The organism is Bradyrhizobium sp. Leo114 (assembly GCF_055229415.2).
In genome coordinates, this window is sequence record NZ_JBUYEN020000045.1 from 47,134 (window position 1) to 59,478 (window position 12,345).

The 12,345-nt window shown below is 60.0% G+C and carries 10 protein-coding genes and 2 pseudogenes; 6 read left to right on the forward strand and 6 right to left on the reverse strand.

The genetic code is table 11. The annotated features are described in order from the left end of the window. Window positions 1-15 precede the first annotated feature (15 nt). Entirely contained in the window at window positions 16-915 is a 900-nt protein-coding gene (locus tag ACZIRK_RS36030) for a LysR family transcriptional regulator (RefSeq protein WP_456642502.1), read from the forward strand. Between the two features lie 1,151 nt (window positions 916-2,066). Continuing rightward, window positions 2,067-3,437 (forward strand): tyrosine-type recombinase/integrase, encoded by a 1,371-nt coding sequence (locus tag ACZIRK_RS36035; protein ID WP_130230687.1) that lies wholly within the window; start codon window positions 2,067-2,069, stop codon window positions 3,435-3,437. A 29-nt stretch (window positions 3,438-3,466) separates the two neighbouring features. On the opposite strand, the gene ACZIRK_RS36040 is transcribed toward ACZIRK_RS36035, so the two are convergent. Continuing rightward, a complete protein-coding gene (locus tag ACZIRK_RS36040) occupies window positions 3,467-3,733 on the reverse strand; it encodes a helix-turn-helix domain-containing protein (protein WP_130230685.1) in 267 nt (88 codons plus the stop codon). 1,765 nt (window positions 3,734-5,498) lie between these two features. Here ACZIRK_RS36040 and ACZIRK_RS36045 point away from each other — a divergent pair. Then, window positions 5,499-5,717 (forward strand): hypothetical protein, encoded by a 219-nt coding sequence (locus ACZIRK_RS36045; protein ID WP_474419123.1) that lies wholly within the window; start codon window positions 5,499-5,501, stop codon window positions 5,715-5,717. Window positions 5,718-5,963: 246 nt separating this feature from the next. On the opposite strand, the gene ACZIRK_RS36050 is transcribed toward ACZIRK_RS36045, so the two are convergent. Then, entirely contained in the window at window positions 5,964-6,197 is a 234-nt protein-coding gene (locus ACZIRK_RS36050; RefSeq protein WP_474419124.1) for a hypothetical protein, read from the reverse strand. 99 nt (window positions 6,198-6,296) lie between these two features. Here ACZIRK_RS36050 and ACZIRK_RS36055 point away from each other — a divergent pair, with 99 nt between their 5' ends. Together ACZIRK_RS36055 and ACZIRK_RS36060 are read left to right on the forward strand one after the other, a co-directional pair. Next, window positions 6,297-6,491, forward strand: coding sequence for a DUF3072 domain-containing protein (locus ACZIRK_RS36055; RefSeq protein ID WP_474419132.1), 195 nt, complete (start codon window positions 6,297-6,299; stop codon window positions 6,489-6,491). A gap of 151 nt (window positions 6,492-6,642) precedes the next feature. Then, window positions 6,643-6,912 (forward strand): hypothetical protein, encoded by a 270-nt coding sequence (locus tag ACZIRK_RS36060; RefSeq protein ID WP_474419125.1) that lies wholly within the window; start codon window positions 6,643-6,645, stop codon window positions 6,910-6,912. 182 nt (window positions 6,913-7,094) lie between these two features. Here the strand turns inward: ACZIRK_RS36060 and ACZIRK_RS36065 are convergent. The 4 genes and pseudogenes from ACZIRK_RS36065 to ku form a co-directional block, all read right to left on the reverse strand. Further along, a pseudogene (locus ACZIRK_RS36065) lies at window positions 7,095-8,890 on the reverse strand (adenylate/guanylate cyclase domain-containing protein). A gap of 167 nt (window positions 8,891-9,057) precedes the next feature. Continuing rightward, window positions 9,058-9,675, reverse strand: coding sequence for a cell envelope biogenesis protein TolA (locus ACZIRK_RS36070; RefSeq protein WP_474419126.1), 618 nt, complete (start codon window positions 9,673-9,675; stop codon window positions 9,058-9,060). A gap of 23 nt (window positions 9,676-9,698) precedes the next feature. Beyond that, a complete protein-coding gene (locus tag ACZIRK_RS36075) occupies window positions 9,699-10,604 on the reverse strand; it encodes a ribonuclease Z (RefSeq protein WP_474419127.1) in 906 nt (301 codons plus the stop codon). A 77-nt stretch (window positions 10,605-10,681) separates the two neighbouring features. Further along, window positions 10,682-11,608 (reverse strand): non-homologous end joining protein Ku, encoded by a 927-nt coding sequence (ku, locus tag ACZIRK_RS36080; RefSeq protein ID WP_474419128.1) that lies wholly within the window; start codon window positions 11,606-11,608, stop codon window positions 10,682-10,684. Between the two features lie 206 nt (window positions 11,609-11,814). Between ku and ACZIRK_RS36085 the strand changes: the two are divergent. Then, a pseudogene (locus ACZIRK_RS36085) lies at window positions 11,815-12,123 on the forward strand (tyrosine-type recombinase/integrase); the annotation flags it as partial. Window positions 12,124-12,345 lie beyond the last annotated feature (222 nt).

The window sequence follows — 12,345 nt, forward strand, 5'->3', positions numbered from 1 at the left end:
ACTGAGAGTTTCGAAATGGACCGTCTTGCTAGCATGGCCGCGTTCGTAAAAGCCGTTGAGTTGGGAACGTTCGCGGCCGCAGCTGCTGCGCTTGATCTATCTGGGCCGATGGTCGGCAAACACGTCCGATTTCTCGAAGAACGTCTGGGTGTACGCCTCATCAACCGGACTACGCGCCGCCAGAGCCTGACCGAATTCGGGCGCGCCTACTATGAACGCTGCCGGACGGTTCTGGCCGAAGCAGAGGCTGCGGACGCATTGGCAGCGGATCAGCTATCCCAACCCTGTGGAAAGCTACGTGTCACTATGCCCGTGCTATTCGGCCGACGGTGCGTGACTCCAATCCTACTGACGCTTGCGCAGAAATATCCCGCTCTGGAGCTTGACATATCCTTCAGTGATCGCCTCGTCGACCTCGCCGAAGATGGTTATGATCTTGCCATCCGGACCGGCGACTTGGACAACAAAGCCGGAATGATTGCGCGGCGCATCGCGCGCCAGCGCATGATCGTCTGCGCATCGCCGTCCTATGTTGAGATGAACGGCCCGCCGCAGCAGATCGAGGATCTCGGCAAGCACAATGCCATCATCTATCGTCGGTCAGGCCGCATTCGCCCGTGGATCTTCCCGAGAAAGCACGGAGCCCCGGTGGGGATTACCCCCGCTAACCGGTTGAGACTGGATGACCTCGACGCGATAGCCGATGCAGCGGTCAGCGGTATGGGCTTGGCCTGGCTTCCCTACTGGCTGATTCGCGAACGCATTCGGGCGGGCACGCTAGTCCCACTATTGGTGGATCAGCCTTCATTTCCTTACGACTGCCATGCTCTGTGGCTACAAACGCCACACCTACCACTCAAGGTACGTCTCGCAGTGGATGCATTGGCGGCCGCTTTGCCCAAGCGTATGATGTGACACGAATACGCGCCTTGAGACACTGACAGAGGCCTCAAACTGATTCAATGTCGAGGGTGGTCAGGTACTACGCTTGCTGTGTGTTAACGTTCACGTGCCGCGGCTGTGTCACTACATAGAGGACGGCATTGGCGACATCTGCGGCTTCGAGTTGCTCCATGTCGCCGAGCCGGCGCTGAGCGCTGTCGCGCACATCCTCGCAATGAGTCCGGCATTCACAGCGCCCAGCTCGATGCTGGTGACGCGGATGAGATCCTCTTCGTATCCATGGATGCCCCAATCGAAGCCTCTATCACGCGCTCCGCCGCTAGTTTGGGAGGGAGCTCGCCAGTGTCGGTCGGACTTCGTGATCTTGGGTGGGCTATCGCAACATCATAACCCCGAAGCCTTCGACGGGTTGCTGGCTGAAACAAGCGGAAGCGGCCGCGATTGCCAGACCAAGCAACCATCGTTTACGCAACCATCGCTGGACGTCCCGCCAGACCGAGCCGGAAATTGGACGCGCCGGAGGGGGAAGGGCGAAAGAGACCCTATTTTCCTTGGTCGCGGGGTCCGCTACATCGCGACACCCACTATTTGGGGAGCTCTGTTTTGATATCGACGGGCAGCGTAATTGGCGAAACGGCGCTCTGATAGTCCGCCAAAGGCCGCCGTTTCTGCGCGATCGCTCTACCCGTTCGAATGTGGCCAAGAAAGTCCGGATGCCGGGTGCGCAAAAGCAGATTCGTGCCCTTGATGTAGAGCGCAATACGTAGATGGGCTTAGATTGACTGCTGCCCTCCGCAGGCAAAGATTACCCGTTCGAATGCCGTCGGGCGCATCACGTTCAAAGGTGTCTTTTCCCAATAATCGATTGGCATGTAGATGCCGGCGCGGCGCCCCGCTTATTGCCAGGGACATGGACCTTTCTTTCATCGGTTCGATTCCGGCCAGGGGCACCAACTAGATTGTTCGGGCCCGTTCGCGAGCGTCCGCAGCCGTGCGCGCGGCGCCTCAAGCCCTTGAAAAATAGGCACTTCTGCATAAGTCGGTGTTCGTCACCGTTTGTTCTCATCCGACCCCAGCCGCGCGATTTGTTGGTATTTTTGTTGGTATCGGGAGAACAGACGTTCACGGTGACTTCGGCTATTCCGAACGATGGAATTGAGCAGATGGCTCGCAAGAACGACGGCGCGGACGCAAACCCCAAGCAGATCAGGAGCGACGTCGACTGCCGCGCCGCCCGACCAAAATTCGGCGGCGGCGCGTGGAGCCCGGCCAAGATTTCCGACGTGACCGGCGGCGGCCTCTATCTATTCGTCACGCCCGACGCGAGCAGGCCCGGGCACGCTGCTTCCAAACTCTGGCGGATGAGCTACCGCTTCCACGGCCGTCAGAAAACCTACTCCATTGGCCCTTACGGCAATGGCAGTGATGGCTCGTTCTCTCTTGCTGACGCGCGGCGCGAGCGCGACAAGGCCAAAGAGCAGCTTAAGGAAGAAAAAGATCCGAGCACCGAGAAGCAGCTGGACAAGCACAGGCAGGCGGCCGCCCGGTCTTTCGGGCAATGGGCGGACGAGTGGCTCGCGAAGAAGAAAGTGGAGAAAGTCAAACGCGGCAGGATCGTAGCGGTGCGCGATCCCAAGACCATCGAGGTGCTTGAGCTTCGGGTCGGCTACGTCAAGGGCCGCTTCGGCAAGCTGTGCAGGCAGGACATTAAGCGTCCGGACGTGCTCGCTTTCATGCGTTCATATGAAGCCGACGGGAAGCTGGAAACCCGCGACCGCGTGCGCAGCATCGGTGAGCAAATCTGCGACTATGCCGATGTCGAAGGAGACGGCTACAATCCATTCCGTAACCTGAATGGGCAGATGATTGCGAACATTTCGACGCCGCGTCCTGGCGTCACCGAACCACGCGACGTGACGCGCGTTTTCAAGCTCATCAGCGCACCGTGGACGAGAGCGAGGTTTAGTGACGTTGTTGGCCTTGCCTTACGGTTTGACGCGCTGACCGTTCCTCGCCCCGGGATGGTCAATGAAATGGAGTGGACCGAGGTCGACTGGGACACCGAACGCTGGACTGTTCCAGCCGCCAAGATGAAGACCGGCTGGGACCACGTCGTGCCTCTGTCACGCCAGGCACTTGCGATTCTTAGGAGCGTTCAGAAGCTAACGGGTCATCGCCGGTACGCGTTCTCCTGCTCGAGAGACACGCCGTTGTCGAACAACACGCTCAACAAGCGCTTGCGGCTGCTTGGCATTGACACCAAGACTGAACATTGTGCCCACGGATTTCGGACCACCTTCTCGACCTTGTCTCACCACGAAGAGATCAAGGACGCCAAAGCGTGGGACGGTGATGTCGTCGAGCTGCAGCTCGCGCATCTCGATAGCTCTACCGTCGAAGGTCTCTACAAGAAGCACGGACCGCTCGCGCTGATCGGCTCGCGCACAAAGCTGATGCAGCATTGGGCTGATCGGATTGACCAATGGCTCAATCCCAAGGGGGTCATTCCGATCAAGGGAGGTGCGCAGCGCTGAGCGCGCCTACGAGGCTGATTAAGGCTCGGTCACGCCGAAATAGTTGTGCCTACAAGTTCAAGAAGCGATCGCACTATCACCAAGCGGCGACGCCCAATCGTTGTTGTGACAAGTTGGCCCGATCCAATCAACTCATAAAGCTTCGTGCGTCCCAAGCCCGTTACCGTGCAGGCCTCGTCCACCGTGCAGCTCAGTCGCTCCCGAAACGGGACCACCTTCGCGTCGCGATCGTTCCTAGGAGAAAGCGGGCTTCTGGGCGAGTTCCGCCCATCCTCTTCCAATAGGTCATCCGTCATAGCCTCTCCTTGTCACGAAAGCAGTCGCTTGGTTACAGCGCGCGGGAGACAGATCGGATTAGCAAAACCCAATAGTGAAGGCAGTTCAACAGCTCCGAAAATTCACGAACTCAGCTGTGGCAATTTCAATCGAGTTACGCCACATGCACATCAAGCCCAGGCAAGCTTCGGCGCATGTGGTGAAACTGTTCAATAAGGCGTGAGCGGTCCAAGTGCCATGAGCTAACTGCCGGGGAAGAACGAGAGAGATTAATACACGCTATCGCCAAGACGCATCGGTCCCACCGCTCATAACGGTCTGGTTGCAGGTTCGAGTCCTGCCGGGCCCACCAGGGATTACGGGCACTTACGACCTGCCTGCCGCCTGAGGATTCGGGACCGCCACAGTTACCGCCACAGAAACGATTGCCGTTTCGTTCGCGTAATGGTCTCAAGAAAGCAAGTTTGATCCAGGCCAGAGCCGCCTTCGCCGGCAAGACGCACGCCAGGCGCTCGTCTCTCCGTTCTGCTGAGAGCCAGTCGGCATAGGGTGGAGGAACCGAACGCTCGGTCCGTAACGAAGACACGCGGCGCTTACTGTCCAGACGGGCCGGCACCCGAACTCTCGCGCATCGCTGGAGTAGTCCGCCGAATAGACAGCCCTCGCCCGCGCCGCTCGGATTGCGCGACCTTGAGCACCGGCTTTCCCAGGCACAACCGCGGCGTGATTTCCCCGCCCATGGACCTCACACGACTCTTTGCAGCTTCCCCGCAATCGCATCATCACTTCCCGCCATCGAACAGCTGTGGGTTCGAAGCGCCCGAGGGTGGGCGATGGGGTCCCGCGCCGCGAGCGGCTTCACGCAAAGCGCAACGAGATCTTTTGCCAGCGGCGTCGAGCACAAGCCTAACCGAAAGCTTCTGAGTTTTGACAGAGGGACCCGTCCGCGCCCTCGGACGCTGTATTTCGGCGGAGCCATCGACGACAGCAAAGACACTGAGTGAGCCGGCGAAGTCGAGAGAGCCAAAGATCTTGAGCGTGCGCCGCCGCTAGCTGGCGGGCTCTTTTGCCGGTTGGCGTAGTTGGAAGCCTCACCAGGACTCGCGGCGTCGGGTTGACAATCCTCCCTTTTGCCGGACAGCCGCATTTCGAACCCGGCGGCGTATCTTTGAGAGTAGCACTGGGAAGCCGACTGCTCGGGTGCGCTCCATCTCGCTTCAAGCAAATTGTCGCTTTTTTTCCCGATTTCGTGAAGCAGGTCATATCGCCTGGCTGGGGCAAGTCGGAGAGTGCCGGTAGCGGAGGGTCAAAACCATGGCCGAACCTGCGAAGCGAATACCGAACTGGCTGACGACCGACATGTTGATAATTGTCGTAGGGCCGGCGGTTATCGGAGTCGGATTTTGGATTGCCCCTTAGCCGCGACCCGCGATTAAGGAAAACGGGCGGCCTCCACCCCGCTCGCCTGCATTACGTGGCGATAGACCCGCGGCCGTGAGCTGGGAGACTGCCATCGTAGTGGGGCAGCCTATGCTCGCCGCCGCGAGCGCGCATCGCCGTTGCCGCCCTTCATGGTCAGCAAGTCTCCCTCCAAGACGTCGTAGCCGATCGTCACCGAATCTGGTTGTCAGGTTCCAGAGGCTCGCCAGGCCGCGAAAGAGATCAGGCAGCTGCGCGAGGCTTAAGCACACCGTCCGCCTGCTCATCCTTGCAATCAAGCCGAGCGAGCCTATTTTCCAGCGCATGAACCTGACAGAAGTCCAAGACCGAGCAATACAAGCCCGCATGGCACTCATCGTTGGCGCAAAGACGTTTGACCGGCTGTTCGCCGGCATTCACTTCGATGAGCTCGATGGCGATATCCTGTTCGTTTACGCGAGGGATGAGGAGATCGCGGCTGAGGTCGAGGACAACTTCTCGCTCCACATCCAGATCACCGCTTCAGAGATCCTGAAGCGCGAGGTCAACATCGTGATGGTCCTGCCGAAGCAGTTTGCTCACTGAACTCACGCTGTAGTAGCCGGCGCCTCTACGGAATATCATCCCCGCGCGTCCGACGGCCCCCGATCGCGTGCGGCCTGTTCCAGAAAAATTCGCGGTTGCCTGTCGCCGCCTCGGCGTATTGATCTATGGCCAGTATGATCGCTTGGACATGGTGATAGCACCACCCCTCATGCACACCAATTTTCCGAACCTCGGCTAAAGCTTTGAGGAACGGCGGCTGATCCTCGGAGTCGGAAAAGTATCTCTTCACCACTTCCGTCCTCCGAGCACCTTGCCTGCCGTTGGTCCTGGCGCTTCCTTCTTGAGCCTGTCGCGCTCGGTGCAAAGGCGCTCGATCTTCGCGAGCATCCTCTGCAGGAGCAGTTCGGCTGAGGCGGTGGCGATCCCAGCCCGCTGCAGCTTCAGCATGTCCTTGCGCTGGCGCCCGACCTGGACGCGCATGTATTCGATTTCCCGGCGAATGGACTCGAGATCCGGCATATAGGCCCCTTAGACTGGATGGCTGCATGAGAACGAAAAGGGAACAGATTTTCAAGTTACAAGTTGGGACCGGGAGGCAGATTCTTGGAGGTTCACATGATGACCGACAATACCGAAAAGGATCCGAATGATTGGGTTTCGGGACAAGACCCCATGACGGGTGCCCAAGCCTCTTATCTCAAGACCCTTGCGGAGCAGACGAACGAGCGCATTCCGACAGAAAAGGAACTCACGAAGTCGGAGGCATCCGAGCTGATCGAGGAGCTGCGGAAGAAAGCCGGATTGGCCAAGTAGCGCGCCGGCCATCTTAGCGGCAGCTCCTCAGCGTGCACGGTTAAGCGGTGGAAAAGCGACTGCTACCATCTTTGCGAATCCCTGCCCTGTGCTAGCCCGCAGGAACGCAAGATGAGTTCGCGGATTCGTTTCGCGCACCGGGGGCCTTCAAATGCTGATGACGAAGGAACGGCGTTCGGCGATCCGGACGCTAGAAGGATGGGCTATCTCTGTGCTGCAAGAAGCCGGCGCCATCCGCGAATGCGAAGAGCATGGGTGGATGCAGGACCGCGCTGACCCGTACGCTCGCGATCGCGCCTTCGACATCGCCCGTGAGGATCCGCCGCCTGGCGTCTCGTCGCAGGCGGCCGCAGGCGCGATCGCCGAAGTGCTGGACTCGATCGGCGACACTTGCCCGGAGTGCCCGCCCGAGCGCGGCTAGGTTTCTTCGCTGTCGCGATCCGCGGCTGCTATCGCGATGGCCATCCCAACGAGCGGCATGAGGGGAACTTCTGGACGGGTCAAATCCGATGGCATTCGCCGAGGTTGATGGAGCTATCAGTAGTCCGCTTGCTTGAGGGGAGGGTGCACTATCAGAACGTCGAGATTGAACCATCTCCGATGTCACCCCTCCGGCACCCCGGCTATGCGCATGCCCTCAATGATGCGCTCGCGTCCGGCGAGGTAAGCCGGATTGTCGCTCGGTACGTTGGCGCGTACGCGGCGAATGGTAAAACCCGGATTAAGGGCGAGGGCCGCCCGCGCAGCGGCCTTTGCCTCGTCCAACCAGCCAAGCCGCGCCAGTGCGGGGGCGAGCCATAGTTGCCCTAGCGGATGATTTCGATTGGCCTCAATGCTACGGCGTAGCCAAACTACTGCTTCCCTGTCGGCGTTGAGGTGCAACTTAGCTAGGCCAGCGATCAGGAGCCAAGTATAGGAGCGGGTATCGCGAGGAGATAGCCGGAGTGCCTCATTGACGTTGGCTTCGGTGTCCATGGCGCGGCCGACAAACACTTTGGCAAGACCGATCCAAGCGTGGCATGTGCCAAATTGCGATCCAGCGCCAACGCCCGTTCACATTCAGCTATGCCCTGAGTTGCGCGGTTAGTCAGAATTTGGATGATGCCCAACGTCAGGTGCGCCAAGGCATGCTGCGGAGCCAGCGACAGAGCATTGTTCAGAGTTGCTTCCGCCGCCGCAAGGCGGGGAGCGGGGTCGTCGTCCATTAAAAGAGCGCTGGCAATTGTCTCATCGACGGTCGCTCTGCCGACCAGAGCCTCAATACAAATGGGGTCGAGCGCCAAAGCCCGTTCAAAAAATCCGCGCGCCTGCTTCATGTTTTCTGGAGTCGTCCCCCGGTTCGCGAGAGCAATGCCCTGAAAATAAAGGTCCATCGCGTCGGGATTTACAGAGCGTTGAGCTCGCCGCGCCTCGGCCGCAATAAGTTCAGCGTTTAGCGTGTTGGCGAGCCGCGCTACGATTTCGTCCTGCATGTCGAAGAGGTCGGCGAAAGGCTTGTCGAAACGTTCAGCCCAAAGGTGGTTGCCGGTTTCGGCGCCGATCAGTTGCACATTCACCCGAAGCCGGTTGCCGCCACGCTGCACGGAGCCCTCAAGCACGTAGCGGACGCTCAACTCGCGGCCGATCTGCTTCAAATCAGCAGCCTTGCCTTTGTAGGTAAATGCGGTATGGCGGCCAATGACAAATGAGCTACTGATACGTGACAGGTCGGTGGTCAGGCTTTCGGTCACACCATCGACGAAATAGTCTTGCTCGGGATCGCCGCTGAGGTTGGCAAAGGGCAGCACAACGATGGAAAGACGAGGTGGCGAAAGCGGGTCCGGCGTTACACGCCCAGTCCGGGTTGCCGATTTAGATGATCCATCGCGGAGCACAGCATATGCCCGCACTGGGCGGTCGATGTTCTTGAGGTTCTGCTCTCCCAGATCGATGAACTCAACGCTGACCTTGCCCCGGATATAGTCGTAGGCAGAAGACGAAATACAGACGCCGCCGGGCTCTGCGATGCTTTCAAGCCGTGCGGCGATATTTACGCCGTCGCCAAAAATGTCATACGGCTCGACGATCACGTCGCCGACATTGATGCCGACACGGAAAGCGATGCGTGTGTCGTCCGGATCGGCCGTTGTAAGTTGCGTGATGCGCGTCTGGAATTGCACAGCGGCCCGCACCGCTTCGACCGCACTTGGAAAGTCTGCCAAGAAACCATCGCCGGTGTTCTTTACGATGCGTCCGCCATGTTCGGTGATTGCTGGCTGAACCGCTCCCGCCAGAACGGCTGTCAGCTTGGCGTGCGTAGCCTCTTCGTCATTATGCATCAGTCGCGAATAGCCAGCGACGTCGGCGGACAATATCGCCGACAACCTACGCTCGATCCGGACTGGCCGCTCTTGCACCATGGCGTACAATCCAACGTACTAGCAATTCTACAACGGATCAGAAGGGATGCCCATCCGGCCTGATGTCGGTTATTGGTCCCTCTAAGACCAGCCGACGGCAGGTGTCGACATCTGCTCGTCGAGCGGAAATGACGGTCCGCCTTCGCATACGCGCAGCTTGGCGGCAGTTAGCTCCGCGCCCTTCGCAAGGCGGCTTCCAGCCGGGCCTTCTCCTTCTCCCAGCGCGCTTCCGCGGCCCGCGCCTTTTCCTCAATAAGCTCGAGCTCAGCCTGAAGGTCGGCAGCGTTCTCTTCGTGCTTCCGGCGAGCCACGTCCAAGGCGTTTTGTGCCTTGTCGATGGCCTTTTGCCGTCGCTCGCGCTCCTTTCGCCGAGCGGCTTCTTCCTTTGCGCGTTCCTGCTCGCGGCGCTTCTGCTCCTTTTCGAAAGCCAAAGCGGCCTTCCGGTCGGCGGCCCGGTCATCCGTGGCCGGCCGGTGCTTGCGCGACTTGCGGGTTGCCGACTTGCGGCCAGCCTTTTTTGATCCGCCGTCGCCGGCGAGATCGGTCGGCAGATCGGCCTGCTCCTTGAAGGGTCCGTTGGAGCCGACGGGACGCTTCAGTACGACGCCGGGCGCCGCCATGGTTGCTTTGATAACGTCGGCATCCTCGCTCTGCTTCGCCGCTCCCTGGTGAAAGAGATTGCTTTCGGTGCCCCAGGCTTCCAGAGCCGCTTTCATCGACGGCGCGGCCACCGCCAGGTCGAAGAAGCCCAGCGACGTCTGGTAGGTCTTCAGCTTCCTCGCCATTCACGTGCCCCCTGCGCGGCCAACTAGATCACGATGTGGTCGAAATCCGTCGCAACCCGGCTGTTCGGGAACGTCTTCGTCGCCTCGGCTAGGATTTCCTCATCGCGGTAGCGGCCGGAAATGTGGGTCAGGACGAGCAGCCTGACGCCGCTCATGGCTGCAAGCGCCGCCGCTTCCGCCGCGGTGAGGTGCCCGTAGCCGCGCGCAATGGCCGCGTCGCGATCCAGAAAAGTCGCCTCGATCACCAGTACGTCGGCGCCGCGAACGTGCTCGGCCAATCCCTCGGTGGTTTCGGCATCCCCGACGATGACGAGTTTCTTCTGCCCCTCTGGCGGCCCGAGGATGTCTTCGGGATCAATCGTCCTGCCGTCCGCCAGCGTCACCGGCCTTCCTTCCGCCAGTTCCTTCCGCACCGGTCCGTCCGGCACGCCGAGCGAGGCGAGCCGGTCCGGCCGAAGATGACTACGGGCCGGGCTTTCGAACGAGAAGCCGAAGCTGTCGGTGTCGCGGTGGCGGACTGGAAAGCAAAGGATCGCAAATTCGCCGGCATCGATGACCTGACCTGCCGCCAGCGGCGCGAGCTGCAACGGAATGGGCGCCTTTCCCTCGCCCCATAAGCCCGCGAGCATCTGGATGACGACTTCGAGTGTGCCGGAGCCAGCGTGAATCGTCAGGACTTCGGCGCTCTGCCGCAGCCGCAGGGTCGAAAACAGCCCAGGAATGCCGAGCACATGGTCGAGATGGCCGTGGGTCAGCAGGAGCCGGTCGAGCCTTCGAAAGCCGGCGCCGCCGCGCAGCAGCTGGCGCTGTGTCCCCTCTCCGCAATCGACCAGGATGCGATGATTTCCCGCCTCGACGAGAAGTGCCGGGTGGTTGCGTCCGGCCGACGGGACGCTTGCCGACGTCCCCAGGAAAGTGAGCGCGAACATTCTTGGCCTAGCGTCTCTCTTCTCGGTGTGGTTGGCCGAAAACGCTCACGCCCTCGTGCGACGAGATCATATCCGAGTCAGGCCGACTTTCGCTGTTGCCTGCTCGTCGGCTTCTTCGCGGCCGTCTCCTTCGTCTGTTTCTTGCCTTGGATCGGCATCAGCATTTCCTTCTGGCCGGCCGTCGCCTTCCGCGGCTTCTTGGCCGGCTTGGCAGCCTTCGCCGGCGCCGCTTCTTTGCCGACGCTCCGGCGCAGCGCCTCCATGAGGTCAACGACGTTCTCGCCGCGCGGCCGCTCCTTGGGCGTGATCGGCTTGCCGGCGCGCTTCTGGTTGATGAGATCGATCAATGCCGTCTCGTACTGGTCCTCGAACTTGTCGGGCTCGAACCGCCCCGACTTCTGGGTCACGATGTGCTTGGCCAGATCGAGCATGTCTTTCGTGACTTTGACGTCCTGGATCTCGTCGAAATACTCGTCCTCGGAGCGAACTTCGTACGGGTAACGCAGCAGCGTCCCGACCAGGCCCTTGTCCATCGGCTCGAGCGCGATTATGTGCTCGCGGTTGGTCAGGACCACACGCCCGATCGCGACCTTGTTCATGTCCCGGATAGTCTCGCGGATCACCGCGAAGGCATCGTGACCGACCTTGCCGTCCGGCCGCAAGTAGTAAGGGCGGATCAGATAGCGCGGGTCGATCTCCTCGCGATCGACGAACTCGTCGATGTCAATCGTGCGGGTGGATTCCAGCGCGATCTCCTCAAGCTCTTCCTTCGACACTTCGATGAAGGTCTCCTTGTCGAGCATGTAGCCCTTGACGATGTCCTCGTTGGCGACTTCCTCGCCCGTATCGGCGTCGACCTTCAGGTACTTGATGCGGTGACCGGTCTTTCGGTTGAGCTGATTGAAAGCGATCTTCTCGCTCTCCGAAGTGGCCGGGTACAGCGCAACCGGACAGGTGACGAGGGACAGACGCAGGAAGCCTTTCCAGTTGGCGCGGGGGGCCATGTTACGCGGAACTCCGGGTTTCCAAGGCGGTTGGATTCAAGACGCTCCAGAAAGGCTTGTTCCGACACTCCACGCCTTGGCCCCTTAAATTATTCGCGAATCCTGCATCCGTCCCGAGCAATTTGACGCCTGCGCCGTCTTTTCATGAACGAAACGGAAACAATGCTCAGGGCTGCTACGACGCCGGAGTCGAGGTATGGCGTTGATGGCCGCCTAACCACCGTTCAGTCAGCGCGGCATTCATGCGAGCCTGCGACGAGTTGAAGATCGAGGACCTGCATTTTCATGACCTGCGACACGAGGGTACTAGCCGCCTCTTCGAAGCCGGCCTGTCGATCGAAAAAGTCGCTCTGGTTACCGGTCACAAGGATTGGCGTATGCTGCGGCGCTACACGAAACTGAAACCTGAAGAGCTCCATAATCTACAAACAGCGCCGCAGCCAACTCTGGAAGAATTCATCCAAGCGCTTACGAAGAACGAGCATGGTAAGGCACTGGTGGAAGTGCGGATTTAACTTCAGTTCTCCTGCGATCTTGTTGAGCCGCTTGCCGTACTTGTATTTGACTGTCTTCACCTTATGGGTGTCATTCGGCCTGCAATATTGACCCCCGCATTGCCTCACCAAGGATGTTACCGGAGAACTGACCGTCAGGATTGGGGCGGCGACACCGAATCGGATCGGTGTCGCCGATGGCAGGACGGATCAGCATGGGTGCGCGGCGCGAGCTCACGGCGG